We start from the raw sequence: 25,410 nt of genomic DNA on the forward strand, positions 1-25,410 counted from the left end.
CTGGGTAGAAAACACCATACCGCGACCCGGATCGGTGGAACCCGGCGTCCAGGATCAGGCAAGGGTTCGATGGCGAGATGTCACCGCCTACAACAACTTGCGCGACTCCGCGCCACGGTGAGCACGATTCCGTGTGAGCAGCGTTGGCGAACGCTGGTCGGAGGCGAGCATGCGCAGGGTTGCCCGGTGTGGCAGGGACCTGACCGCAATCGCGAACAAAGTGTTCTTCCTGCCGGGGATGGCGAGTGACAGCCCGCCACGCCGCTGCGCTGAAGGTCGAAACAATGAATGCCCGATGATTGCCTGATGTGGCAGGCGGCATCGGGATGGTCGTGTCGCACCCGTTCCGGCCTGTGGGTCAGCACCATACTGGGCCGATGAGCGGTGCATTCGCTGTTGCCGAGAAGTCCGCCCAACCGTTGAGCCGGGCGCAAACCAATATCGTCTTCGGCACCATCATGCTCGGGATGCTGATGGCGGCGCTGGATCAGACCATCGTGTCCACGGCGCTGCCGACGATCGTCGCCGATCTGGGTGGGGCGGGGCATATGGCGTGGGTGGTGACGTCGTATCTGCTGGCCGAGGCGGTGGCGACGGCGTTGGCGGGGAAACTAGGGGATCTGTTCGGGCGGAAGTTGATATTCCAGGTCAGCGCGGTGGTCTTCATCGTCGGGTCGGCGGTGGCGGGGCTGGCGAACGGGATGTTGCTGCTGATCGTGGCGCGGGCGGTGCAGGGGGTCGGTGCGGGCGGGTTGATGGTGACGTCGATGGCGTTGATCGCCGATATCATTCCGCTGCGCGAACGCGGGAAGTATCAGGGCGCGCTCGGGGCGGTTTTCGGGGTGACCACCGTGGTGGGGCCGATGCTGGGTGGGCTGTTCACCGATCACGCGACGTGGCGCTGGTGCTTCTACGTGAATGTTCCACTGGCGGCGCTGATGATCCTGATCGCGGCGCGCACCATTCCGCATGTGGCGGCGGCGGCCCGGCCGATCATCGACTACGCGGGGATCGCGCTGGTTGCGGTCGGGGTGTCGGCGCTGATCCTGGGATTGGAGTTCGGCGGGCAGGAGTACCCGTGGACGTCCCCGGTGATCATCGGGTTGTTCGTGCTGGCTGTGGTGCTGCTGGTGAACTTCGTGGCCGTGGAGCGGCGGGCGGCGGAGCCGATGCTGCCGATGAACCTGTTCAACAGCCGGATCTTCACGGTGTGCTCGGTGCTCAGTTTCATCGTCGGGTTTGCGATGCTCGGGGCGATCACATATTTGCCCGCGTATCTGCAGTATGTGGACGGGGTGTCGGCGACGGTATCAGGGGTGCGGACATTGCCGCTGGTGGTGGGGTTGTTCGTGACTTCGGTGCTGTCCGGGCAGGTGGTGGGGCGCACCGGTCGCTACCGGTATTTCCCGATCGTGGGGACGGCGTTGATGGTGTTGGGTCTGTTCCTGATGTCGGGAATGGATCGTTCGACGAGCACCCTGCGGGAGTCGCTGTACATGCTGGTCCTCGGGCTCGGGATCGGTTCGGCCATGCAGGTGTTGACGATCGTCGTGCAGAACACTGTCCCGTACTCGCAGCTGGGGGCCGCGACATCCGGTGTGACGTTCTTCCGCACTTTGGGCAGTGCGTTCGGCACGGCCGTATTCGGCACCCTTTACAGCAATGAGCTCGACCCGAATCTGGAAACCGCGCTCGCCCAGTCGCCGGGGGTGCCGCCGCAGGTGGCGGCCGACCCGGAGGCGCTGCGCGCCTTGCCGTCCGAGGTGGCGCTGCCGATCATCGACGCCTATTCGAACGCTATCGACCATGTGTTCCGTTGGGTGGTCCCGATCGCGTTGCTCGGTTTCGTCGTCGCCTGGTTTCTCAAAGAGGTGCCGTTGCGTGACAGCGCCCGGGTCGGGGTCCGTGATGTGGGGGAGGGTTTCTCGGTGCCGGATTCTGCCGATCGGGTCGTGCTGCTCGAGCGGGCGGTTGCCGATGTTCTGAGTATCGAGCGGGCCAAGGGGCCGATCGTCCCGGATATCCTCGCCGGCTCCGGTAGCACGCTCAGCCGTGGTGAACTGTGGGCGCTCGCGCACGTGTATTTGCTCGACCGGCTGCTCGGCCAGGCCACACCCGCCGGGATCGCGAAAGCGCATCAGGTGCCCGAGGAGGTCATCGAGCCGATCTTCGAACAGGTGCAGGAGCGGGGATATCTGACGAAGATCGGGATACGCCTGAGCCTCACCGACTCCGGGTACACCCAACTCGACCGTATCCGCGAATCCTGGCGTCGCTGGCTCGACGTCCACCTCGAGGACTGGGACTACACCGACCCCGATGACCAGGTCCTCCTCGATCGCGCCTTGGAACGTATCGCCGCCAAACTCCTGGACACTCGGGAAACCGTCGACATCTGATACTTGCCTACGAATAATCGCCGACATATATTCGTGGGCGAGTATTGGAGGTCTCGGTGGCGAAGAAACGCAAGGTCGGCAACCTGATGGCACTGGCGGTGCTGTCGGTGATGGTTGATCGCCCCATGCACCGCTACGAGATCGCAGCGACGCTGCGCGCCCGCGGCAAAGACTGCGATATGGACATCAAATGGGGTTCGCTGTACACGGTGGTGCGGAACCTGGCGAAGGCCGGGTTCCTGGAGGTCGTCGGCAGCGAACGTGAAGGCGCCCGGCCCGAACGAGTCATCTACCGGATCACCGAGGCAGGCCGCGCCGAAATGGTCGACTGGACGCGGGAACTGATCGCCGAACCGGAACCCGAACGCGGCCGTTTCACCGCCGGGCTGTCCATCCTCGCGGCGCTCCCACCGGACGAGGTGATCGAACTGTTCGGCCGTCGCCTCGCGGCGCTCACCGAACAGATCACCGCGGTACGAGCCGAACTGGAACAGCTGGAGAGTTCGCTGCCGCGGCTGTTCCTCGTCGAAACCTATTACGGCCTGGCCATGCTGGAAGCCGAGGCCGCCTGGACGCAGTCGATGCGCGACGAACTGGCCGCCGGGACGTTCCCCGGCCAGGACCAGTGGCGCGACTGGCATTCCGGCGGCGAGCCGCCGCAGCTCGGCGAGCACGGGGAAGGAGGAACGGCACCCGAACGCGAAACCAAGCGATAACCGAGACGGGCCCGGCGGCGGTGCGGCAACACCGACGCCGAGCCCGGGAACCGTCTCGGACCGTGCCCGCGCATATCACGCACACCCGGCCACGAGTTTGGCAACGACAGGATAACCGGGTGGGTGAGCAACGGCTCGGTTCGGACACGGACAAGATCCGAATTCGATCCTCAGGAGACACCCATGTCCACAATCCGTACCGCGCTGGTCATCGGCGGCGGCATAGCAGGACCGGTCGCGGCGACCGCACTGCGCAAGGCGGGTATCGACGCCCGCGTCTACGAGGCCTACCCGGGCCCGGCATACACCATCGGCAGCGGGCTCGCCCTGGCTCCCAACGGGGTCGCCGCGCTCGACATCATCGGAGCCGGTGACCGGATCCGCGATATCGCGACACCGGTGCCGAAGATGAACATGTCGGTCGGCGGGAAAATGCTCTCGATGCCGGTGCCGGGAGGCCTGCCGCCGCTGCAGCTGGTCGACCGCAGCGAACTGCACCAGCAGTTACACGATCACGCACTCGCCGCGGGCGTACCGTTCGAATACAACAAACGCCTGGTCGGCGTGGACGAAGGCGGCGCAGGCGTCACCGCCCGTTTCGCCGACGGCAGCACCGCCACCGCCGATGTGCTGGTCGGGGCGGACGGTATCCGCTCGACCGTGCGTACGCTCATCGACCCCGACGCGCCCGGCCCCGAATACACCGGCATGCTCGGCTTCGGCGCGACCACCGAGTGCCCGGTCGACACCCCGCCGGAGACCATCGTTTTCTCCTACGGCAAACGCGCCTACTACCTGTATTGGCCCGTCGGCGACGGCCGGGTCGCCTGGGGTGCGAACCTGCCGTACGAGCAGTATCTGTCGCTGACCCAGGCGCGCACATACTCCGCCGAACACTGGCTGAAGATTCTGCGCGACACCTACGCCGACGACACCCCCGGCGGTCACCTGGCCCGCGCTACCACCGCCGAACAGCTGGAGGTGACCGGTGCGCTGCACATCATGCCGCCGGTGCCGCGCTGGTACCGCAACCGCATGGTGCTGATCGGAGACGCCGTGCACGCGCCGTCCAACAGTTCCGGTCAGGGGGCGTCGCTGGCCATCGAAAGCGCGATCCAGCTGGCCCGCTGCCTGCGCGATATCCCGGACCCGGAAGCGGCGTTCGCCGTGTATGAGGGGTTGCGGCGGCCGCGAGTGGAAGGAGTCGCTGCCCGCGCGGCGAAGATCAACCACAGTAAGACGCCGGGCCCGATAGCCGGGCGGATGATGCGGATGATGATGCCGTTGCTGGCGAAGACGGTGATGAACCCGGAGAAGACCATGGGCGCCGAGCAGCGTTACCGCATCGACTGGGACTCTCCGGTGCAGACGGAGGGTGCGGTGCGGTCCGGGTAGGGGTCGCGGTCCGGGCAGGGCGACTCATACTGCCCTGCCTGTCACCTCCTTGCAGAAAGGTCGTCGGATACTCGTTTACTTCGTGCCGGAGCGGAAAAGGGTTCGATATGACACACGCTCTGCTTCGCGCTGCGTTCTGTTTCGGGATAGCCGGGGCCGCTGTCGCCGTGGCGCCTGCGGTTGCCGGTGCCAATGCAACAATCCCAGCGAATCCGGCTTCGGGCTGTCCCGGTGCCTACACGGTCACTGGGCCGGGCATCATTCAGATAGGGGATCCAGGTGTAGGCGGCACGGGTACCGTCACGGCAACATACTTTCAGCTCGCACCGCCGTTCTTCGGCAATGCGACAGTAAATTACTATGCCGGTTCCGCCGTCGAGGTCATTACCGGTACTGCCCCTGGAATCGGAATGCTGTCGGGCTCTTACGACAGAGCTGGCCTCGTCACCCGATGCGACCTGGTTCCGACCATTTTCACTCAGCCCTAGGTCCGTACCGGCGCCATCAGGCTTCGAACGGGATGGTGTTGCCTGTGGCGTCCCGTTTTCCGATATTGGCTTCGATAGCGGAGACGAGTTCGACGACGGTTTCCCAGGTGCGGGGTTTGTCGGCGTCGAGGTTGCCGATGGTGTACCAGGTTTCGGTGCCGCGGTAGCGGACCAACCCGGTGCCGGTGTCGTCGATGGTGACGTCGAGTTCGCCGGACACCGTCCCTTCCTCCTGAGTCATGATGGAGGTTTTGGCGCGGATCTGGATGATGTCGCTTATTTGAACTCTCCTCGGTTGATGCACTCGTCCACAGCGGTGCGCAACGCGGTATGTTCGTCGGAATCCACGGTCAGGGCGTACTTTACCTTCACGCCGAGGTATCGCTTGATGTATTCGCACCGGAATTTCCCGGGCGGCAGATAGTCGGCGATGTCCTGGTCGCCCTTGGAGCGGTTGGCCGAGGGGTCGGATGCTTCGAGGTTGAGCGCATCGTTGGCGATACGGCGGCGGGTGTCCTTGTCGAGTTTGCCTGCGCCGGAACGCCACGCCTCGGCCAGCGCGACGATGTGCTCGGCGTCGACTCCGGATGGGTCGGTGATCCATTTGTACGGCTGCAGCTCACCGGTTTTGCGGTCGGCCACCCCGTATTCGTCGCGCCAGCCGCCGTCGGCGCCGATGCTGAATTCGCAGGTCTTCGGGTCGAGGGTGACCGAGCCGACGGCGTCGCGCAGCAACATCACCTCACGGGTGGTGCAGCGGAGGTATTTCGCGTATTCGTCGCCGAAACCGTGCTCGGGCTCGTTGTTGTCCCAGTGCGGGAACTCCTCGCGGCGGTAACCTTTCATCGGTGCTTCTGCGGCGACGACGAGATCGTCGAACAGCGCGTTGATCTCTCCGCTGGAGATTGTCGCGCCGCCGGTCGGGCCGGACCCGCGTCCGCCGCTGCCGGTGAGTTCCTCGACGAACACGTACCCGACGAACAGGACAGCGGCCAGCACGATCGCCGAAACCGCGGCAACCACGCCGCGCAGAGCTGCGGAAGCGCGCGACCACAGGCCCTTCATCGTGCGACCTCAGCGGGGGCGATGCCGGCAGCGGCCGGGAAGCCTGCTGCCCGTGGGGATAACTGTGCTGTGAACGTCAACGGTCTTCCTTGCCACTACGCGAGAACTGCCGAGCGCCAAGCTACCCGGCCCCCGATGAACTGGAAGCATGCACCAGTGATGACTTCCGGCACACCATCTGCCCGTTGAATACCCTCCCGCGGCGCAGGGCAACCCCCTGAATGCGGACCGGCCCCCGAGTCGCCGTGCCGGCGCCGACTCGGGGGCGGCCTGCCACGGGCGAGTTCGAACTGTGGTTCGCGCGACGATGGAAGCGGGCCGGTTGTCCGGACCGGTGGCCGCGTCGCTGCCACCTCGAGGCTGATGAGGGGGTAGTCCCGGGGTGACGTGTCGCGCGAACGCGAACTCGTCGTGACGATCTGTCGGCCAGAGCGGATGAGCCCTCGGCCAAGTCCATCGTGACCAGTACTACAGCACGACAGCGCTCTAGTACTACATAGATGAAGAGTAAATGTTCATATTCGACTGTGTAAACACTTTACCTATTTCTCGTCGCCGTCCAGGTCCGGCTGGGCGGTCGGTGGAATACCGGTATCCAGGAAGCGGATCAAACGCTCGATACGGGCGGTGTGGTCGACGGCACGTTCCAGGTGATGGCCGAGCAGTGCGAGTTCGATGGCTTCGTCGGTGGTTCCGGTCCAGGCGGGGGCGGCCAGGGCCGAATGCAGCTGCCGATTCAGCGTTTCCATGGCTTCGGCATCGGATTCCTCGGCGGGATCCTGATGTCCGGAAGCGACGGCGCGGCCTGCGCGGGCGGTGGCCTGGGCCGCGACACAGCCCATTTCGGCGAACAGGTCGAGGATATGCTGCGGGGCGACCGGCTCCGGGTGGCTTTTGTACACCTGGTCGGCGGCGCGGCTGGTGAGCCAGCCGATGCGGGACAGTTCACCGGCGATCTGGATCGCGGTCACCACATGACGCAGATCACGCGCGACCGGCGCCTGCAACGCCAGCAGCACCACTGTCCGCGCCTCGCACGCGCTGTACATTTTCTGCAGCTGCTCGTCGAGGGCGAAGACCTCGTAGGTCGCGGTGAGGTCGGCTCCGACGAGTGCGTCGGTGACGCGCTCGGCGGCGCCCTGGGCGAGCCGGCACATCTGCGTCAAATCTGCGGTCAACGCGACGAGCTCGTTGGTGAACTGGGTTCGCACCGCTGAATTGTCGCCTATGCCTGTGGTGCGGGTCGATCGATCCGGCAATCTTGTCCGCCCCTCGCCGGTTCCCGCCTGCTCGTATCCTGCGGTGTTACCGTCGACACATGCCGAGCAGGCGCGATATTCAGCATCGTCTGGTCACCACCTTCCAGCGAAGGTTGGGCAACCCGTTGCTGCGCAGGCTGCCCTCCCAGCAACTGCTGGAAACCACCGGTCGCATCAGCGGTGAGCCGCGCATTACTCCCATCGGTGGCAGGCGGGTGGGCTCGCAGTACTGGTTCGTTTCCGAGTTCGGTGAACGTTCGCAGTACATCCGCAATATCAAGATCGACAACCGGGTGCGGGTCAGGTTGGGTGGGCGCTGGTACACCGGCACCGCGCATCTGCTGCCCGACGACGATGCCCGGCTGCGCCTGCGCTCGCTGCCGCGGCTCAATAGCGCGGGGGTGCGCACTATGGGCACCGACCTACTGACCGTGCGCGTCGATCTGGATTCCTGACCAGCGCGAACTTTTCCGATACCGCCTTCGCCGGGTCTTTCCGGTGAGCGGCCGTTCAGTCGTGCCGGCACGGGGGTGTGATTGCTAACACGCAAGTCTGGTCTGCATAGAGTGAACGGCTAGTAGGTGATGACCGTCACATGGGTCCGGATTTGTATGTCACCTTACGTAACGATTAGCTTCCTCTGGGTTGGCACCGACGCCGAACCCGGAAAGTTGTGCGTTATGAACCTCGAGACACCACGCGTCGCGGCTGCGGCACGGGGGCTGCGCCGATGACTTCCGACACTCGCACTCCGGCCACCGACTCCGCCGTGCAAATCGTCCGCAAAAACTTCTCCGGCACAGTCGTCTCGTCCTTGCGGACATTCGGGCGGGCAGTCGGGATGGCGCAGGAATCGGTGACCGGCGCGGTCGGCGATATCGCGCGCGGCCGGTTCCAGTGGCAGGAAACGCTGATCCAGGCCTGGCGGCTGGTCACCGTGACCGCCTTCCCCGCCATCCTGATGGCGGTGCCGTTCGGGGTGATCGTGTCGGTGCAGGTGGGCAACCTGATCCACAACCTCGGCGCGGACTCGCTGCTCGGGGCGACCGGCGGGCTGGGCGTGATCAAACAGGGCGCACCGATGGCGACCGGGTTCCTGCTCGGCGGCGCGGGCGCGGCAGCCATCGCCGCAGATCTGGGCGCACGCACCATCCGCGAGGAGATCGACGCACTCAACACCATGGGCATCAGCCCGATCCACCGGCTGGTGATCCCGCGGATGGCGGCGATGCTGCTCGTGGCGCCACTGCTGAACGTGCTGGTGATCTTCGTCGGTGTGCTCGCCGGATACATGGTCGCGATCGGCGGGCAGGGCGTGACACCAGGCTCCTACTGGGCGACATTCGGGTCGTTCACCACCGCAGCCGATGTGTGGGTATCGCTGCTCAAGGCGTTGATCTTCGGGTTCCTGGTGGTGGTCATCGCCTGCCAGCGCGGGCTGGAAGCCAAGGGCGGCCCACGCGGTGTCGCCGACGCGGTGAACGCCGCGGTGGTGCTGTCGGTGGTGTCGATCGTGATCGTGAACCTGGGGATGACCCAGATCACCGCCATGTTCATGCCGACAAGGTTCGCGTGATGGCTGTTTCGTCTTACGCCCCGAAGGGGCTCGGCTGGCTCACCCGCTACTTCCGGCGCGGCAGCAGGATCATGGGCGCGGTCGACTCGCTCGGGTTCGTGACGGTCTTCGTCTGGCAGGTGCTGTCATCGATACCGTTGACGCTGCGCCGCTACCGCGCGGAGACCATGAAGGTCGTCACGAATATGACCTGGGGCCGCGGTTCGGTGATCGTCGGCGGTGGCACCGTGCCGATGATGATCGTGCTCGGTCTGGTGATCGGCGCGTCGATCGGCGTCGAATCTTTCGCGACACTGGACATGCTGGGGATGGGGCCGGTGACCGGCATCGTGTCCGCGTTCGCCACCACCCGCGAACTCGCGCCCATCGCCGCGGCGGTCGGGTTCGCCGCCCAAGCAGGCTGCCGGATCACCGCCGAGATCGGGTCCATGCGGATCTCCGAGGAAATCGACGCCATCGAAGCGCTCGGCCTGCGGTCGGTGCCGTTCGTGGTCACCACCCGCGTTATCGCAGGCGCCATCGCGATCGTGCCGACCTTCTTGATCGCGCTGATCCTGTCGTATTTCGCCTGCCGCGGCCTGATCACCCTCGTGCACGGCCAATCCGCAGGTGTCTACGACCACTACTTCTTCCAGTTCGTCGCCGGGTTCGACATCATCGCCGCCACCATCAAAGTCGCCGTGTTCGGCACCGTGGTGATCCTGGTGCACAGCTACTACGGGTTCTTCGCCACCGGCGGACCAGAAGGCGTCGGTATCGCCTCCGGGCGGGCGGTGCGCGCCAGTTTCGTCGCCATCATCGCCATCGACATGGTGCTGTCCATCGCACTGTGGGGTTTCAACTCCGCAATCAGCTTCACGGGGTAGGGACGGATGCCGAAATACGGACTACCAGGGGTTGCCGCGGATCGCAGCCGCGCGCGGACGGTCGGGGTCGCGGTCGTCGCGACGATCGCGGTGCTCGCGCTGGCCGTGACCACCTACCGGGCGATGCGCACACAAGAGGGTGTGCAGGTCGCGCTGCACACCACGCAGATCGGTGACGGTGTCGTCACGGGCACCCAGGTGCGGGTGGACGGGGTGCGCATCGGCGAAGTCACCCGGATCGAACCCGCCGAACAGGGCACCCAGCAGATCACCCTGCGGCTCGACGAAACCCGGTTGCACGGACTCGACGACAGCCTGCGCGTGGACTACGCGCCTGCCAACCTGTTCGGTATCAGCGAGATCGAGCTGCTACCCGGTGCCGGCGGCACACCGTTGCAGTCCGGCAGCGTCGTCGACCTGACCGGAGACCGCGCGGCCGATGTGTACGACGCGACCATGGGCAGTCTGCTGCGCAGTACGTCGCAGGTCAGCGGCACCGTGTTCACCCCACAGATGGCCACCGTCATCGCTCAGGCCGCCGCCGATGTGGAAGCGTTCGCGCCGCTGGTGCAGGCGTTGATCACGGTGGCCCAGACCATCGCCGACAACCAGTCGATGCCCTCGTCGGAGCTGGTGGGCCGGCTCGGTCCTGCGTTCGACGGCGGCGGGCAGTTCGCGGGAGCCACCATCGAGGTACTGGATCAGATCGTCGATATCGACGTGCTGCGCAACAACAGGGAACACTACGACCGCGGCGTTACGGCGTTGACCGAGCAGATCCTGCCTGCTCTGGGCACCACACTCACCGCGGCGAAGCAGCTGTCCGGGTACACCGACATGCTGGCCCCCGTACTGGATGTGCTGGCGCAGACGGTGTCACGTCCACAGCAGTCCGCGGCCGAACTGCGTGACCTGCTCACCCGGCTAGAGGCCGCGTTCCGCGACGGTCCCGACGGGCCCGTTCTCGACCTCGAGGTGGAGTTGCGCGGCGTGCCAGGTATCGCGGTGCCGTTGCTCGGGCTGGGAGGTGTGCGATGACGACGGTACGCGGCGCGGCGTGGCGGCTTGCGGTGTTCGCCGCGGTGATGGTGGTGGTGCTGCTGCTGGTGCTCACGGCATTACAGCGGCCGGTGGCCGGGAACACCGAAACCCACGACGCCCTGTTCACCGACGCCAATGGGCTCACAGTCGGCGACGATGTGCGCATGTACGGCGTGCAGGTCGGCAAGGTGGAGAGCCTGACCCTCGACGGCGACAAGGCGCGGGTGCGGTTCACCCTCACCGACGACACCCCCGTCTACGACAACAGCACCCTCGCCATCCGCTACCAGAACCTCACCGGTCAGCGGTACATCGACCTGCAGCAGCAGCCGAACCCCGGCGCGCGGCTGGCCGCGGGCGCCATCATCGGCACCGATATGACGATCCCGTCGTTCGATGTGACCAGCCTGTTCAACGGTCTGAAACCGGTGCTGGCCACCATGTCGCCGGAAGCGATCAACCAGTTCACCGAAAGCATGCTCGCTGTCATCGAAGGCGACGGCGCCGGGATCGGTCCCGCACTCGACGCCATCGAACAGCTCAGCGCCTACGTCGGCGACCGACAACAGGTCATCGGCACCCTGGTCCGCAATATGTCCGATATCGCCGACCGGGTGGGTGGGCGGCTGCCGCATCTGGTGCCGCTGCTGGCTCGGCTCACCGATATTTTCGAGGCGTTGCAGACCAACGTCGGCGGGCTGGCCGAGTTCGCGATGACGGCGCCGTCGGTGCTCGCCCCGGTGGACCGGCTGCTGGGCGCGCTCGGGCTGACCCCGGAAAGCGGGCCGGATATCGACGCGATGATCCGCGGGTTGTTCCCCGATCCGCAGCAGGCGGTCGAGGTATTCGGCCGGTTGCCCGGCCTGCTCGCCTCGGTCGATGCCGCATTCGGACGTACCGTCGCGGGCTGGAAACCGGAATGCAGTAAAGGAAACGCCGAACTGCCCACGGCAGTGCAGGTGTTGATCGGCGGACAGCAGGTGGCGATATGCAACGCCTGATCTCGCGGGCACAGCAGCTGCTCGGGCGGGTTTTCGACAACGACCGTCCGATCACCGACGAACCCACCCGGCTGCGTAAGGAACTACGGCTCGGCCTCATCGGCGTGCTCGCGCTGGTGGTCGCGGTGATCGCCGTCGGCATGCTGTATGTGGTGCCGTTCGGGAAAGACACCTACACCGCGGAACTGTCCGAAGCACAGTCGGTGCGGGTCGGTGACGATGTGCGGCTGGCCGGGATCCCGGTGGGGTCGGTGGAATCGCTGGAGCTGAAACCGGATCGAGTGCTGATGCGGTTCACCGTCGATTCCGATGTGTTCGTCGGCGACCAGTCCTCGCTCGATGTGCGCATGCTCACCGTGGTCGGCGGACACTACGTCGCCCTGTTCCCCGCAGGCGACCAGCCGCTGGGCGACAACCCCATCCCCGCCGACCGGGTGCGCCTGCCTTACAGCCTGATGGAAACCTTCCAGGACGCCACCACCCCCTTACAGGAAGTCGACGGCGACACCCTGCGCCGCAACCTCGCCTCCCTCGACACCTCCATCCAGGGCGCTCCCGACACCCTGCGCACCGTCCTCGACACCCTCGGCAGCTACCTCGACCACATCGAACGCCAGCGCACCCAGGTGTCCAACGCGATCGCCGTCGCCGACGAATACGTCACCATGTACGACGGCGCGAAAACCGACCTGGGCCGGTTGATGGACAACGTCAACCTGATGGAAACCGTGCTGCTGGACAAACGCGCCGAACTGCGCGAAGCGGTCGGCCTGCTCGCCTCGGTCGTCCAGCGGGTGGCCGCGGTGAGTCCTACTTGGGATCAGACGCTGGAACCGAAGATCAAGCAGCTCGCCGACGCACTGCCGCGGTTGCAGGAATACGGTGCACAGCTCGAACCGCTGATCGGCTCCGTGCAGAGTCTCGGCGCAAAGCTGCGTGAGCTGGCCGGGCCGGGAGGCGAGGTGCGGGTGGACCAGTCGGGGCAGACCATCACCGCGCCCGGACTCGATCTGGACAAGGTATGCGTTCCGGTCCCCGGGAAGGTGTGCTGATGCTCAAACGAGTGCTCGGATCGCAGGCGTTCATGTCGATTGCCGGGGCCGTGGTGCTGGCCGCGGTCGTCGTCGTGGGATACGTGGTCGCGTTCGATCCGCTGAAACACACCCGCTCCTACTGTGCGCTCATGCCTGACAGCATCGGGCTCTACGTCGGCAACCAGGTGTCGATGCGCGGTATCACCGTCGGCGAGGTCACCGGGATCGAGCCGGAAGGCACCCAGGTCCGGGTCGATTTCGCAGTCGACGCCGACTACCCCGTCTACGCCGACGCCTCCGCCACCACACTGTCCGATACTGTCGTCGCCGACCGCGAACTGGCGGTACTGGCCAGCGGGAAGAACCTCGACCACTGGGACAACACCGGGTGCATCACCAACACCCTCACCCCGAAGAGCCTCACCCAAACCCTCACCGCGCTCGCCGAACTCTCCGACCAGATCGGCGGCACAACCGACCAGCCCAACGCCCTCGCCGGCGGCCTGGCCTCCCTCGATGCGGCCACCGCGGGCACCGGGCAGCAGATCAACCAGCTGATCCTGCGGCTCGGCGCGGTCCTCGAATCCCCCGACGCCGATATCGGGCACCTCGCCGGGATCTTCGACGCCTTCTCCTCGGTCTCGCAGAAGGTGGAAACACACTGGGGCGACCTGAAATCCATGCTCACCCGGCTGGGTCCGGTGCTGAACCAGGCCCACACCGAGCTGTTGACTCCCGGTGTCGAAATGTTCGACGGTCTACGCCAGCTGCTGCCGATGCTCAACGACCTGACCACCATCCTCGCCGACCCGCTGATCGGGACACTGGACGCGCTGGTGCCGTTGGTGAAGCTGTTGCGGGCCAATGTGGGTTCGCTGCGGGATATCGTGCTGACAACCCCGGTACTCACCTCGGCGTTCCGGTCCGTGACCGACCCGGAGACGGGTGCGCCGGGCCTGATCTATGCGCCGCCGCGCGTCGCGATCCCGCAGCGCAACGCCGAACAGGTGTGTGCGGCGGTCAACGCGGTCGCGCCGGGACAGTGCGCGGGAGCGGACAACGGCATGGTCGACCTGTGGCTCGTTCAGCTCGTGCTGGGATTGGCAGGGGCTCGATGAGAGCAGCGCGGCAGGTACGGAACCGCATCCGGCGATCGGCAGAGCCACGGTCGGTGCGCGAGCGAGTCTCTCGGCGGCCGGTGGCGTCGCGCCTTCTGGTGAATTCGGTGCCGGAATACGTCGAGGTGAGCGACTGGGTACACGGTTCGGCTGCTGAACTTCCTTCTGTCGCGGGCGATGCCGCTGTGACCAGGCGGGGTATCACGGACTCGGCGGGCAGGGCGAGGTCGGCGGCGAAAGGTGGATTCATGGCGACAGCGAAGCACGGGCGTCGTCTCGTGCCGGTACGCGTGCGTCGCGTAGTGCCCGCGATGGTGTTGGCTGCCGGTCTCGCGGTCGGCGGATGCGCGTTCGACCCGTCGCAGGTGCCGGTTCCTGGCTCGTCGGTGGCGGGGTCGACCTACCCGCTGCGGATCGAGTTCTCCAATGTCCTCAACCTGCCCGCCCGCGCCAAAGTGATTGCCAACGGCGCACAGGTCGGCACGGTGGAGGACGTAAAAGTCGTGCCTGCACACGAGGCTCCCGAGGGTCGCGGCGGTTACGTCGAGGTCGATATCGAGGTCTCCGATGCGGTGCGGCTGCCGTCCACCACCATCGCCGAACTGCGGCAGAACACCATCCTCGGCGATATCCACATCGCCTTGACCACCCCGCCGGACGGTTTCGCCGACCTGCTCCCGCCCGGCGGCACCATCGCCCTCGACCGCACCGAACCTCCGGCGCAGCTAGAGGACACCATGGCGGCGATGGCGTTCTTTGTGCAGAGCGGCGCGGTCGGCCAGTTGCAGGACATCATCAACCGGTTCAATACGGTACTGCCGCAGGATCCGAAGCAAACCCAGCGCATCACCCAGGTGATCGCAGGCGACGCGGTGGATTTAGCCGCGAACCTGGACCAGGTGGACAGCCTGCTGTACGGCGTCGCCGGAAACGCTGAGGTCATGCACAAGATCCAGCCCGAGCTGGACAATATTCTGCGCCCGGAATCGGTGGAGCAGATGAACTATGCCGCCGCCTCCATCGCCGGGGCCACCGATATCTTCGGCGCGCTCGGCCCCATCGGTCACTCCATGACATGGCTTGCTCCACTCGCCCAGTCGGGTGGTGCGGCAGCGGAAGCGTTCGTGCCATTGGCAACCGGAGGCCCGCTCGATCTGCGTTCCCCGTCGAACCTGGCGATGCTGGTGGCGCTGCTGCGGGACAAGATCATCCCGTTCGTGGAGCGCGGCCCGAAGGTCGATATCAGCGATGTCGAGGTGAACGGTATGTCCACCGACGATCAGGTCGACCGGATTATCGATACCTTGCGGATGATCGGAGCTGTGCGGTGAAGATCGGTTCGGGTGCACTGGCCTCGCTCGGCGGTATCGCCGCCATCACCGTCCTCGGCGCGAGCTATCTGACGTTCGGCGTGGTCCGTGCCGACCCGTTCGCCGACTACACCGAAGCGACTATGATGCTTGGCGACTCCGGCGGTCTCGGCGTCGGCTCGCCTGTGCTGCTCACCGGCATCGAAGTCGGCCAGGTGACCTCGGTGGACCGCGTCGGCGACGGTGTGGAAGTCGGTTTCCGTGTCGACGACACCCGTCAGGTGCCGACCGACAGCATCGTCACCATCGAACACCTGTCGGCGCTCGGCGAACCGTACGTCCAGTTCCAGCCGAAAACCGGCGACGGCCCCTACCTGCGCGACGGTCAGCGACTGCGCTCCGAAGACGTGCGCACCCCGCTGTCGATCCCCGAAGTGTCCCGGCTGGTCACCAAGACCATGAACCAGCTCGACCCCACCACCGTCGGTTCCCTGGTCGACACCATGAGCGTCGCGTTGACCGGCACCGACGCCGTCATGCCCGAATTGACCCGCGCCGCCGATATCCTCGCCGCCACCCTCATCTCCCGCGACCCGCAAATCGGTGACCTGCTCAACGATTTCGAATCCGTCTCCCAGGACATCGACTGGGCAGGCCCCGCCACCTCCGCCGCTGCAGGCGAATTCGTCCGCTTCACCGAAGTGCTCGACGAACTCGTCGAATCCGTGGGCCGCCTCATCGAAACCGGTGAAGCCCCCGAGATGTACCTGGAAGGCAACGGCCTCGTCCCGTTCCTGCAGCGGCTCACCGAATGGCTGCACGAAGCCGGACCGGAACTGGCAGCAATGGTCCCGGCGCTCCAGCCGTTGACCGATGCCCTCACCACCACCGCCCCACGCATCGATCTGAGCGCCCTGATCAGCCAGGCATTGCGCAGCACCGACGAAGACTCGGTGAAGCTGCGGGTCACCGTGAACTGAGCCGATACTCTGCGTCATCGGTGGCTCTGTCGCGAAGTCTGTGCTTTTCTGGCTTCAGAGCCACCTCATCGCGGTGGGGTTGGAAGTGAGCCAAGGGATTACTCGCCGGAGACGAGGCCGTGGCTCGCGCCACGCGGAATTTCTGCAGGATGTCCAGGTCGCTGCGATCCGCTCTCGTCGCCCAACGCTGTCAACATGGACTTGAAGTGTAGGCCCGCCGAACTATAAGCCCTACGCAGCTGTAACCCGTTGCGGCAGAGCATGCTCGAGAGACGATAAGAGGGTCAGCACTTCTCCGCTTCTCAGGGGCAACCGTCGCTATCGTCGTCGACGCGATCGAGGATGGACTGGGTGAGGTTGTCCAGGTTCTGCATGGTGTCCAGTAGTTGGAAGGCCGGGAGCTCGCGGGTTTCGGCTTCGAGCCGACGGAGTTCGGCGAGTACCGACGCGACGCTGTCGGTGGAGTGGGTCGTTGGTTCGGTGGCGGGCTGCCAGGCGATGGCTTCCTGCCACCAGGGGTCTTCGACGGCCCAGGACCAGATGGTTCTGCGGACCAGGTCGGGGTTGTCGGTGAGGAGGCGGAAGAGCGCGCCACCGCGGCGGTGCTCGAGTTCGTGCACGGATTCCGGTAGCCGTCTGGTGCGGATATAGCGAGTGGGGGTGCGGGTGACGGTGAGGGCGGGGTCGGCGGGGTCGGGAGGAGCGGAGAGCAGTTCGTCGAGGATTGCTTCGGTGAGATACGGGAGGGTGTTCGCGCCCGCGGTGACCGGGAGGCGGACGCGGCGGCGCGGGTTGTAGAGGCGGCGTGAGCCCACGTCCAGAACAGCGAGATCGCGTTCGGCTGTCAACGTCAAAACAGCGCTCAAGCAGGGCATTCGCTGGGATTCGCTGGCGCGCAGCACGACTCCGCGACCATCCGGCGGCCGATGCGGGGACAAGCCGGTGTCGGTGCGACCGAGTAACGCGCAGACAATCCCGACCACCGGCAGCGGGGCGGTTGGTTGCGGGCCGTGCTCGATCGCCAGGTATCGCTCGTAAGCCTGCTCGGCCGAGTCGATCCCGGCCGCCGGCATAACGGCGAAAAGGGAACTCACCTGCCCAGTACAGCATTACGCCAGGTGAGATGACTCGGCACTCCGGACAAAACGGCTGAATCCCACCGATATCAGCGTGCGTGATCAGCCAGAGTCACCAATGGTGCACGGAGCTTACCCGCTACCGGCCGACCGGTGCGCCCGGCGGACGGTGGTGGGGTGGTGTCCCACCAGCGGCGACAAGAGCGGGTGAGGGTGGCTTGTTCGGAGAAGCCGATCAGGGAAGCGACTCGGTTCATCAAGACGCCTGTGTAAGGGGAGGGTTGCGGTGCGGCGAACGTCAGCGAGGCCGCACACTGGAACTATGAGCGAGACCGTTGTTGTACCGGAGCACCTCGACGTGGTGATCGTCGGCGCAGGCCTGTCCGGCGTGGGGGCCGCCTACCGGTTACAGACCGAATGCCCGGGTAAGAGCTACGCCATTCTGGAAGCGCGCCCGGCCATGGGCGGGACCTGGGACCTGTTCCGTTACCCCGGTATCCGGTCTGACTCGGATATGTTCACGCTCGGCTACCCGTTCAAACCCTGGCGCGACGCCAAATCCATTGCTGACGGGCCGTCGATCCTGCGCTACATCAACGAAACCGCCGTCGAATACGGCATCGACCGCAAGATCCGGTACTCGAACAAGGTGATCGCCGCCGACTGGTCCAGCGAAACCGCGCGATGGACGCTCACCATCGAACGGCGCGACGCCGCGGGAACGGTCGAACACAGCACGCTGACCTGCGGGTTTCTCTACACGTGCGCCGGTTACTACGACTACGACCACGGGTACGAACCGGAATTCCCCCGTATCGGCTCCTTCGGTGGCCAGGTGGTGCACCCGCAGTTCTGGCCGGAAGACCTCGACTACGCGGGTAAGCGAGTGGTGATCATCGGTAGCGGCGCGACCGCGGTGACGTTGGTGCCGTCGCTGGCCGAGGACGCCGAACTGGTCACCATGCTGCAGCGTTCCCCCACCTGGATCAGCGCTGTCCCAGGCCGGGACAAGATCGCCGACCGGTTACGCGCCTGGCTGCCCGCCGACCTCGCGCACCGCCTGATCCGCACCAAGAACATCCTGTTCGGTGTCGGTTTCTACCAGTACTGCCGCCGCCGCCCGCAGGCCGCGCGCAAACTGCTGACCGACCTCACCACCCGCATCCTCAAAGACGAAAAGCTCGTCGCCGAACACTTCACCCCCAGCTACGATCCGTGGGATCAGCGTCTGTGCGCCGCCCCCGACGCCGACTTCTTCAAAGCGATGCGCAAAGGCAAAGCCGACGTCGTCACCGACCACATCGACGCTTTCGTTCCCGAAGGCATCCGCCTGAAATCCGGGCGCACCCTGCCCGCCGATATCGTCATCACCGCCACCGGCCTGCAGCTGCGCGCGTTCGGCGGAATCGCCCCCAGCGTCGACGGCACACAGGTCGACCTGGCGAAACAGTTCGTCTGGCAGGGCGCGATGCTGACCGAAGTCCCGAACTTCGCCGTCTGCATCGGCTACACCAACGCCTCCTGGACCTTGCGCGCCGACCTCACCTCCCGGCTGGTCTGCAAGGTCGTCAACCATATGGACCGCAACGGTTACGCCGCCGTCGTCCCCCGACCCACCGGCAACCTGGACGAACACCCGCTGCTGGACCTGGCCGCCGGATACATTCAGCGCTCCATCACCGAATTCCCTCGCCAAGGCGACCGGCACCCGTGGAAGGTCCGTCAGAACTACATCCTGGACTCGGCGACCACCCTGCGCACCAGCCTGCACAAAACCCTGTCCGCAACGCCCCGTTCGGCGGTGCGGGTTCCTACCGAACAGACGCTGTCCTGACCTGCCACGTCTGCGGGCCGAGCCCGGTGTTCGCGGATCGGCCCTGAACTGCCCGGTTCGGGGCTATCATGCGCTCAGCGTCGGCACCGGTCATATCTTCGGGGCTGGGCGGCCGATCAACCGCCAGGGGGATGTTGCGATTGAGGTGTTGGTGTGATGCAGAGGCCCGGATGGGCGCCCGACGGTGTGGATATGGGGCGGGCGAGCCCCGCGCGAATGTACGACGCTCTGCTGGGCGGCTCGCATAATTTCGAGATCGACCGCCAAGCCGTCGAGGCAGGGAAGCAGCTCGTCCCGGATCTGCCGCAGCTGGCGTTGAGCAACCGGGCGTTTCTGCGCCGGGCGGCCCGGTTCCTGGTCGAGTCCGGGGTGAAACAGTTCCTCGACATCGGGTCGGGGATACCCACAGCGGGCAATGTGCACGAAGTCGCCCAAGAGCTGGATCCGGCATGCCGGGTGCTCTACGTCGACATCGATCCGGTCGCGGTGGCGCATTCGCGGGCCATCCTCGCCGGAAACGAACGCGCCTCGGCGATCAGTGCCGACCTGCGTAAACCATCCGAGTTGCTGGCCGCGGTGCGCGACACCGGGCTCATCGATCTCGACGCACCGGTGGGCGTACTGCTGATCGCGGTGCTGCACCTGCTCACCGACGAGGAACGGCCCGCGGACAAAGTGGCCGAACTGCGTGATGCGGTGCCCGCGGGCAGCTACGTCGCGATATCGCATTTGACCTCGGCATTGCGCCCCGACGACGCTGCCCAGCTCGGCCTGTCGGCGGCCAAAAGAAGTCGGGTGGGCATCCACTTCCGCACCCGGGAAATGATCGGCGCTATGTTCGACGGATGGGACCTGGTCGCCCCCGGACTGGTCGAGCTGCCGATGTGGCGGCCCGAGTCCGAGCGTGACCAGTACGGTGCGCCGGGCCGCTCGTTGGGCCTGGCCGGAGTAGCGCACAAAATCTGACCTGGTTGGCGAGCACGGATTGGGGGTGTGTGTGAGTTCGCGTGAGGTGGCGGTGCGGTGGGCCGAAGCGCTCGATGGAGCGGTCGCGCCCACCCTTACCCGCGCGCGTATCGAGGACCTGCTCACCGATCTCGCCGAACAATTGATCGAGGCCGTCAATGGGAAAAACGATATCCGCGTCACGCACGATATCGCGGGTGCCCTGGTCGAGGCGAACTATCGTGACCCGCTGGTCGTCAGCCGCACCATCCCGGTGATCTGTAGCGATATCGTCGACGACCTGAACCCGGACCCTGCCGACCGCGACGAAATCCGTCTGCAGGCCGTCTCTGTTGCGGCCGAATTCGCGGCCGGTTACACCGCCGCATTGCGCTCGGCGGCGCTGGCCGAGCAGGAAGCCACCATGTCGGCGGTGCTCGCGGCCGCCCAAGAAGCCGAGACCAGACGGCAGCTGTCGGAAGCCAGATTCGGTGCGGTGTTCGCGGGCGCCTCGGTCGGTATCGGCACCGTCGACGCCAACGGCCGGGTGCTCGACGTGAACGCGGCGATGGCGGACATGCTCGGACTACCGGCCGAGACCATGCTCGGCAGGCCGGTCGCCGACATCCTAGGGAGCAAAAACCTCGGCCGCGCCTACAGCTATATGCGCAAACTGCTCGCCGGAACGATGGAGCAGTTCCGAGTCGAAATCGACCGCGTCCGCCCCGACGGTGACACCTCGTCCATCGACCTGTCTATGTCGGCGGTGCGCGACGTCACCGGTCGGGTCAGATTCCTGGTCGGCGTCGCTGTCGACATCACCGAACGCAAACACCTCTACGACCGGCTGTGGCACGATGCCCACCACGATCCGCTCACCGGCCTGCCCAACCGTGGGCTGTTCTTCAGCGCTTTAGCCGACGCGGAGCCGCCCGTCGGCGTCTGCTACTTGGATCTCGACGGTTTCAAGGACGTCAACGACAAATGGGGGCACAGTGTCGGCGACCAGGTGCTGCGCACCGTTGCCGAACGATTGTGCGAATGCGTGGCCCCGTTGGGCGGGCTGGCGGCGCGCCTCGGCGGTGACGAATTCATGATCCTCATCGAATGTTGCGACGGGGAAGCGCAGCTGATCGCCCTGTGCGAGCGCATAACGGAGTCGTTGAACCTGCCCATGTCGATCAACGGTCACACAGTCATGGTGGGCGCCAGCGTCGGAACCTTGTATCTGAAATCGCCGCCCACCGACCTGGACGAGGCGATGCACGCCGCCGATACCGCCATGTACCGGAACAAACCGTCACGCTCCCGCAGTCGGTAGCCGTTTCCCGGTTGGTCTCACGGAACCACGTACAGGTACAGCAGCCCGACGGTCACCACACCCATGGCCGGGGTCAGCAGCCAGGTTTCGACGGTATTGCCCGTCCGGGAAATGACCGGCAGCGCCAGCCGCGGTTTCCACGGCCACAGCAGCGGGCAGCCGCGATCGGTCAAACAGTCACCGATCAGGTGAACAAGGCAGCCCACACCGATCGCGAACGGCAGCCACCGCGGAGTGTCCGGTAGCCATCGATCCATCAGCACCGTGCCGCCCGCGGCCACCAGAATGCACGGCCCGTAAGCGCGTAGCGAATCACCCGACGGGCTCAGATGTAGCGCACGGACCCCCAGTGCGAGCATGAAGAAGATCACACCGAGAGTGAAATAGCGGCCGAGGAAATGCTGGCCCGCCCAGGTCGCCCACCCTGCGGCGAGCACGAACAGCAGGCTGTGCGTCGCCTGCCGGTGCCCGCCCGAGATCGTCGACACCACCTTCGACAGCGAATACGTGACCGGTCCTAGCGCCTGTGCGATCGTCGCCTTCGGGTGATCGATATCGGGCAGCAGTGCCGCGCCCGCGGTGATGAGGGTGCCCAGCACCAACTCCATCGCACTGATCCGCGCCGGCCCTTGCACCAGTTCGATGACCCCGGCGGGGACAACTGTCGCGGCGGTCGCGAACGCCAGCGCACCACTGGTGGCATGCGAGTGGCCGAGCATTCTTATTTCCCCCCGAACCGGTGGACCGACATATGCGGTGAACAACTTAGCAACCAGCCCTGACAGGCCCGCTTTCCGCGAGTCGCCGTCCCCGCCCCGTTCGCTGTGCTCGTCTACGAGGTACACGCCGTGTCGCCTCGACACACCGCATGGCGTGTCGGCAGGAATCGCCGTGGCGACGTTCGGCGGACGAGGGAAACCCCTTGTCACATATATCCTTCCGTCGATCCGTGCCATGCTGTCGCGACCGCTCGGGGGACGTCGCGATTCATAGGGGGAACGACATGCAGCAATATCGCCCAGTCCTGCGTCCGGTGCCGTATTTCGAGCCACCTGCCCGATGCGGTGAAGGACGCGGTGAGTGCACGTGTGTGGCGCGGCAGGCGCAGGGCGAGCCGACCCGCGCACGAGCAGATACCTCTCAACCGTCGAAAAAGCGCAGGCCAAGTAGCGTTTCGGCAGCAACGGCTGCACCGGACCCGGCTGGCGACCGGTGCGGCGCTCCGCAATCGACCAGTGGTCGCGCGCCGTCCGCATCGCGTGAGGTCGGGGAGCAGCGGGTACTGCCGGGCGATATGGCGGCGATGCCGGAGCGCCGGGCGCCGGAAGCCGAGGGCCGGCCGAGGACGCCCTCGCTGCCCGAAGCGGGAACCTCGAAGAATTCTTCGGCACCTGCCTGCACGGTGCTGGATCCGGCAAGCGATTCGGATCGAGGTGCGCGAGGACGTACGGATCAGGGCGGCGGTGGGGCGAGTACGACGGCGGTATACGGCGGCAAGAGGCTGTGTGGCGGCGTGGCCGGGCACCGCGCTCCGGAGGGGGTACGTCGCGCACTTCGCGCGGGGCATTCGGCGCGGCGGGGAGTTTCTTCCGGATCGGGCCAGGACCCGGATGTTTTCGCTCATACGGTATTGCGCATCGTGCTCGAGGTGCTGGACCGACGCCGCCCGGTCACCCAGCTCACCGCGTTCGCCGCACCGCATGTGCTGGCCGCGCTGCGCACACTCGTCACCGGCGATCATGCTCCCGGCAGGTCGCTGGGGCCTGCCGTGCTGTCCCGGGTGCGCGTGATCACGGTGGACGAGCGGACCGCGGAAGTCTGCGCCTCTTATCAGCGCGGGCCCCGGCACTTCGCACTGGCCGCCCGGATCACCAGAACCAGAAAGACGGGCTGGCAGCTGACGGCCCTGCGGGTGCGATGATCCACGCCGTATTCCGTGGCTTCGGGATCCGATACATTTGTGCATCGGGCGGCGAGGCCATCGGCTGCGCCAGGGTCGGATCGGCGAGGATCGAGGGACGTATGACCTATACCGCAGTGGTTACCGGCGCATCGTCGGGTATCGGACGTGCGACCGCGCAGCTGCTGGTCGACAAGGGGTATCGGGTGATCGGGACCAGCCGGAACCCGGACGCGATTCCGGAGGCCGAACGGTTGTCGGGCGTGGAGTATCGGGCGCTGGATCTGACCGACCCGGAGGGCATCGAGGCATTCGGCGCGCAGCTGGGACCGGTCGACGTGCTGGTGAACAATGCGGGCGAAAGCCAGTCGGGTCCGCTGGAGGAACTGCCGATGGACGCGTTGAACCGGCTGTTCCAGCTGAACGTGTTCGGTCCGGTCCGGCTGGCGCAACTGGTGCTGCCGGGGATGCGGGAGCGCGGTTACGGGCGGATCGTGATGGTCGGTTCGATGCTGGCGAGCTTCCCGCTGGCCTACCGGTCGTCGTATGTGGCGACGAAGGCGGCGATCAAAGGTTTCGCGGATGCCGCCCGCTTGGAGACCTCGCCGTTCGGGGTGTGGATCACCACCGTGGAACCCGGCTCGATCAGCACGGGCATCGGGGAGCGGCGAACCAAATACATCGCCGAGGACTCCCCATACCGCGAGGACTTCCACACCATGATCCAGCGCCTGGACAGCAACGAACGCGCCGGCATCGAACCCGGCAAAGTCGCTGCACTGATCCTGCGCGCCATCACCGCCGACCACCCGAAACCCCTGTACGCCACCGGTAGTCGCGCGCCCGTGGTGTTCCTGCTGCGCCGCCTGCTACCGGCCACGATCATCGAGAAAGTCGTCGCCAGAGCGCACGGCCTGCGCCGCTGAACCCGACACTGCTCGGCTCGTCGGCGAGCCTGGGTTCGAACGTGGTGTCGGAGGGATCGGGCTCGAGCCAGTTGTCGGTGGATCGGAGCTACTGCATCTCGGCCGCTAGACCCGCTCCGCCGCCCGCAAGAGCGAGCAGGGCAACCTGTGCGTTCCGGGCCAGCCCGACGTTGCGGAAATCCGATGCCGCGCGGGCGTCGAGTTGGGCGCGCACCGACGCTGTACCGGCCCCGGCAGGTCAAGGGCTGTCGGTAGGACAGGGGCTCGTACCGGCCGTCGGTAGTCGGCGGCTGTGCGCTAGCGTCGCAGGAATGCGGCTTCATGTGGGATGTGCGATGTGGACGCATTCCGCCTGGCGGCAACCGCCGGGAGAGCGGCTGCGTTCGTATGCGACCTGGTGCGATGCAGTGGAAGGCAACACCACCTTCTATGCGGTACCGGCGCGCAGCACCGTCGAGTCGTGGGCGAGGCAGACCGAACCGGATTTCCGGTTCGTGATCAAACTGCCGAAATCCATCACCCACGATCGCGGGCTGACCGGTATCGACGACGAGCTGCGCGTATTCGCCGAGGCCCTCGAACCCCTCGGCCCACGCAATCACGCGCTCTGGGTGCAGCTTCCTGCGTTGTTCGGTCCCACAGACCTGGGTGCGCTGGCCGGATTCCTACGCAAGCTGCCCCACGGTCAGCGGGTGGCGGTGGAGGTCCGGCACAGTGCTTTCTTCGCCGACGAGCGTGCCGCCGAGCAGCTGGAACGGGTATTGGGCCGCGTCGACGCCGAATGGATACCGTTCGACACCACAACGCTTTTCGCCGTCCCACCAACTACGGTCGCCGAACGTGAAGCCTGGGGTAAGAAGCCGCGCGTCCCCCGCCGGATGCGTGCCCTCACCGCTCACCCGATCGTCCGCTACCACGGGGTGGACGACACCGCACGCACCGTCGCGGGGTGGCAGCCGTGGGTCGGCGCGGTCGTGGACTGGCTGCGCGAGGGACGCTCGCCGACCGTCTTCATCCATACTCCCGACAATGCCGAAGCCCGGACATTCGCCCGCCGATTCCACGACGAGGTACGTGCCCGAGTCCCCGCCTTGCAACCGCTGCCGGAACCCGAAGCCAACGAACCGCTCACCCTGTTCTGACAAAACACGGCTCTTCCT

General features: G+C 66.0%; 23 protein-coding genes. 18 read left to right on the forward strand and 5 right to left on the reverse strand.

Translation table 11 applies throughout. The features are described 5' to 3' along the window. Positions 1–377 precede the first annotated feature (377 nt). The 3 genes from B0T44_RS08390 to B0T44_RS08400 all read left to right on the forward strand — a co-directional run bounded on the left by B0T44_RS08390 (position 378) and on the right by B0T44_RS08400 (position 4,510). Positions 378–2,399: an MDR family MFS transporter gene (locus B0T44_RS08390; RefSeq protein WP_077119223.1), complete on the forward strand. Its 2,022-nt coding sequence runs from the start codon at positions 378–380 to the stop codon at positions 2,397–2,399. A 56-nt stretch (positions 2,400–2,455) separates the two neighbouring features. Beyond that, positions 2,456–3,115, forward strand: coding sequence for a PadR family transcriptional regulator (locus B0T44_RS08395; protein WP_077119226.1), 660 nt, complete (start codon positions 2,456–2,458; stop codon positions 3,113–3,115). A 183-nt stretch (positions 3,116–3,298) separates the two neighbouring features. Next, the gene (locus B0T44_RS08400; protein WP_077119002.1) at positions 3,299–4,510 is read left to right on the forward strand and encodes an FAD-dependent oxidoreductase; all 1,212 of its coding nucleotides are present in this window, start codon (positions 3,299–3,301) and stop codon (positions 4,508–4,510) included. 504 nt (positions 4,511–5,014) lie between these two features. On the opposite strand, the gene B0T44_RS08405 is transcribed toward B0T44_RS08400, so the two are convergent. From B0T44_RS08405 to B0T44_RS08415, 3 genes are all read right to left on the reverse strand, one after another. Continuing rightward, a complete protein-coding gene (locus B0T44_RS08405; RefSeq protein ID WP_077119004.1) occupies positions 5,015–5,239 on the reverse strand; it encodes a hypothetical protein in 225 nt (74 codons plus the stop codon). Between the two features lie 35 nt (positions 5,240–5,274). Continuing rightward, the gene (locus B0T44_RS08410; RefSeq protein WP_077119007.1) at positions 5,275–6,063 is read right to left on the reverse strand and encodes an HNH endonuclease family protein; all 789 of its coding nucleotides are present in this window, start codon (positions 6,061–6,063) and stop codon (positions 5,275–5,277) included. A 542-nt stretch (positions 6,064–6,605) separates the two neighbouring features. Further along, positions 6,606–7,274 carry a phosphate signaling complex PhoU family protein gene (locus B0T44_RS08415; RefSeq protein ID WP_077119009.1) on the reverse strand — a complete coding sequence of 223 codons (669 nt, stop codon included), beginning with the start codon at positions 7,272–7,274 and terminating at the stop codon, positions 6,606–6,608. A gap of 107 nt (positions 7,275–7,381) precedes the next feature. Here B0T44_RS08415 and B0T44_RS08420 point away from each other — a divergent pair, with 107 nt between their 5' ends. From B0T44_RS08420 to B0T44_RS08460, 9 genes are all read left to right on the forward strand, one after another. Continuing rightward, entirely contained in the window at positions 7,382–7,777 is a 396-nt protein-coding gene (locus B0T44_RS08420; protein ID WP_077119011.1) for a nitroreductase/quinone reductase family protein, read from the forward strand. Between the two features lie 275 nt (positions 7,778–8,052). Further along, on the forward strand, positions 8,053–8,898 hold the full coding sequence (locus B0T44_RS08425; RefSeq protein ID WP_077119014.1) for an MlaE family ABC transporter permease: 846 nt from the start codon (positions 8,053–8,055) through the stop codon (positions 8,896–8,898). Then, positions 8,898–9,764: an MlaE family ABC transporter permease gene (locus B0T44_RS08430; RefSeq protein ID WP_077119016.1), complete on the forward strand. Its 867-nt coding sequence runs from the start codon at positions 8,898–8,900 to the stop codon at positions 9,762–9,764. The genes B0T44_RS08425 and B0T44_RS08430 overlap by 1 nt, the downstream gene beginning before the upstream one ends. Positions 9,765–9,770: 6 nt before the next feature. Next, entirely contained in the window at positions 9,771–10,802 is a 1,032-nt protein-coding gene (locus tag B0T44_RS08435; protein ID WP_077119019.1) for an MlaD family protein, read from the forward strand. Next, positions 10,799–11,806 (forward strand): MlaD family protein, encoded by a 1,008-nt coding sequence (locus B0T44_RS08440; RefSeq protein WP_077119021.1) that lies wholly within the window; start codon positions 10,799–10,801, stop codon positions 11,804–11,806. The genes B0T44_RS08435 and B0T44_RS08440 overlap by 4 nt, the downstream gene beginning before the upstream one ends. Further along, positions 11,794–12,858 (forward strand): MlaD family protein, encoded by a 1,065-nt coding sequence (locus tag B0T44_RS08445; RefSeq protein ID WP_077119023.1) that lies wholly within the window; start codon positions 11,794–11,796, stop codon positions 12,856–12,858. Before B0T44_RS08440 ends, B0T44_RS08445 begins: the two co-directional genes overlap by 13 nt. Next, positions 12,828–13,958, forward strand: coding sequence for an MlaD family protein (locus B0T44_RS08450; protein ID WP_254854219.1), 1,131 nt, complete (start codon positions 12,828–12,830; stop codon positions 13,956–13,958). The genes B0T44_RS08445 and B0T44_RS08450 overlap by 31 nt, the downstream gene beginning before the upstream one ends. Positions 13,959–14,206: 248 nt before the next feature. Next, a complete protein-coding gene (locus tag B0T44_RS08455; RefSeq protein WP_081511821.1) occupies positions 14,207–15,289 on the forward strand; it encodes an MlaD family protein in 1,083 nt (360 codons plus the stop codon). Further along, complete coding sequence (locus B0T44_RS08460) at positions 15,286–16,248, forward strand: MlaD family protein (RefSeq protein ID WP_077119026.1); 963 nt, start codon at positions 15,286–15,288, stop codon at positions 16,246–16,248. Before B0T44_RS08455 ends, B0T44_RS08460 begins: the two co-directional genes overlap by 4 nt. A 302-nt stretch (positions 16,249–16,550) precedes the next feature. Here B0T44_RS08460 and B0T44_RS08465 read toward each other — a convergent pair whose 3' ends face one another. Further along, entirely contained in the window at positions 16,551–17,342 is a 792-nt protein-coding gene (locus tag B0T44_RS08465) for a hypothetical protein (RefSeq protein WP_139347908.1), read from the reverse strand. Between the two features lie 304 nt (positions 17,343–17,646). On the opposite strand from B0T44_RS08465, the gene B0T44_RS08470 reads away from it, so the two are divergent. The 3 genes from B0T44_RS08470 (at position 17,647) to B0T44_RS08480 (ending at position 21,424) form a co-directional block, all read left to right on the forward strand. Then, positions 17,647–19,158, forward strand: coding sequence for a flavin-containing monooxygenase (locus B0T44_RS08470; protein WP_077119030.1), 1,512 nt, complete (start codon positions 17,647–17,649; stop codon positions 19,156–19,158). 156 nt (positions 19,159–19,314) lie between these two features. Continuing rightward, complete coding sequence (locus tag B0T44_RS08475) at positions 19,315–20,124, forward strand: SAM-dependent methyltransferase (protein ID WP_077119032.1); 810 nt, start codon at positions 19,315–19,317, stop codon at positions 20,122–20,124. A 31-nt stretch (positions 20,125–20,155) separates the two neighbouring features. Continuing rightward, entirely contained in the window at positions 20,156–21,424 is a 1,269-nt protein-coding gene (locus tag B0T44_RS08480) for a sensor domain-containing diguanylate cyclase (RefSeq protein WP_077119035.1), read from the forward strand. A gap of 17 nt (positions 21,425–21,441) precedes the next feature. Here B0T44_RS08480 and B0T44_RS08485 read toward each other — a convergent pair whose 3' ends face one another. Then, entirely contained in the window at positions 21,442–22,143 is a 702-nt protein-coding gene (locus B0T44_RS08485) for a metal-dependent hydrolase (protein WP_077119037.1), read from the reverse strand. 584 nt (positions 22,144–22,727) lie between these two features. Between B0T44_RS08485 and B0T44_RS27950 the strand changes: the two genes are divergently transcribed. The 3 genes from B0T44_RS27950 to B0T44_RS08505 all read left to right on the forward strand — a co-directional run bounded on the left by B0T44_RS27950 (position 22,728) and on the right by B0T44_RS08505 (position 25,392). Next, on the forward strand, positions 22,728–23,345 hold the full coding sequence (locus B0T44_RS27950) for an Rv3235 family protein (protein WP_254854223.1): 618 nt from the start codon (positions 22,728–22,730) through the stop codon (positions 23,343–23,345). 101 nt (positions 23,346–23,446) lie between these two features. Next, positions 23,447–24,250, forward strand: coding sequence for an SDR family oxidoreductase (locus B0T44_RS08500; protein WP_077119043.1), 804 nt, complete (start codon positions 23,447–23,449; stop codon positions 24,248–24,250). Between the two features lie 311 nt (positions 24,251–24,561). Further along, positions 24,562–25,392: a DUF72 domain-containing protein gene (locus B0T44_RS08505; protein WP_077119045.1), complete on the forward strand. Its 831-nt coding sequence runs from the start codon at positions 24,562–24,564 to the stop codon at positions 25,390–25,392. The last annotated feature ends 18 nt before the right edge of the window (positions 25,393–25,410 follow it).

The organism is Nocardia donostiensis (genome assembly GCF_002081715.1).
Lineage (GTDB): Bacteria > Actinomycetota > Actinomycetes > Mycobacteriales > Mycobacteriaceae > Nocardia > Nocardia donostiensis.

Coding starts and splice junctions, on each gene's coding strand:
- B0T44_RS08500 (WP_077119043.1), top strand. CDS start 23,447: ATGACCTATACCGCAGTGGTTACCGGCGCATCGTCGGGTATCGGACGT.
- B0T44_RS08455 (WP_081511821.1), top strand. CDS start 14,207: ATGGCGACAGCGAAGCACGGGCGTCGTCTCGTGCCGGTACGCGTGCGT.
- B0T44_RS08445 (WP_077119023.1), top strand. CDS start 11,794: ATGCAACGCCTGATCTCGCGGGCACAGCAGCTGCTCGGGCGGGTTTTC.
- B0T44_RS08405 (WP_077119004.1), bottom strand. CDS start 5,239: ATGACTCAGGAGGAAGGGACGGTGTCCGGCGAACTCGACGTCACCATC.
- B0T44_RS08400 (WP_077119002.1), top strand. CDS start 3,299: ATGTCCACAATCCGTACCGCGCTGGTCATCGGCGGCGGCATAGCAGGA.
- B0T44_RS08450 (WP_254854219.1), top strand. CDS start 12,828: ATGCGTTCCGGTCCCCGGGAAGGTGTGCTGATGCTCAAACGAGTGCTC.
- B0T44_RS08485 (WP_077119037.1), bottom strand. CDS start 22,143: ATGCTCGGCCACTCGCATGCCACCAGTGGTGCGCTGGCGTTCGCGACC.
- B0T44_RS08470 (WP_077119030.1), top strand. CDS start 17,647: ATGAGCGAGACCGTTGTTGTACCGGAGCACCTCGACGTGGTGATCGTC.
- B0T44_RS08410 (WP_077119007.1), bottom strand. CDS start 6,063: ATGAAGGGCCTGTGGTCGCGCGCTTCCGCAGCTCTGCGCGGCGTGGTT.
- B0T44_RS08435 (WP_077119019.1), top strand. CDS start 9,771: ATGCCGAAATACGGACTACCAGGGGTTGCCGCGGATCGCAGCCGCGCG.
- B0T44_RS27950 (WP_254854223.1), top strand. CDS start 22,728: ATGCCGGAGCGCCGGGCGCCGGAAGCCGAGGGCCGGCCGAGGACGCCC.
- B0T44_RS08420 (WP_077119011.1), top strand. CDS start 7,382: ATGCCGAGCAGGCGCGATATTCAGCATCGTCTGGTCACCACCTTCCAG.
- B0T44_RS08505 (WP_077119045.1), top strand. CDS start 24,562: ATGCGGCTTCATGTGGGATGTGCGATGTGGACGCATTCCGCCTGGCGG.
- B0T44_RS08440 (WP_077119021.1), top strand. CDS start 10,799: ATGACGACGGTACGCGGCGCGGCGTGGCGGCTTGCGGTGTTCGCCGCG.
- B0T44_RS08475 (WP_077119032.1), top strand. CDS start 19,315: ATGCAGAGGCCCGGATGGGCGCCCGACGGTGTGGATATGGGGCGGGCG.
- B0T44_RS08390 (WP_077119223.1), top strand. CDS start 378: ATGAGCGGTGCATTCGCTGTTGCCGAGAAGTCCGCCCAACCGTTGAGC.
- B0T44_RS08430 (WP_077119016.1), top strand. CDS start 8,898: ATGGCTGTTTCGTCTTACGCCCCGAAGGGGCTCGGCTGGCTCACCCGC.
- B0T44_RS08425 (WP_077119014.1), top strand. CDS start 8,053: ATGACTTCCGACACTCGCACTCCGGCCACCGACTCCGCCGTGCAAATC.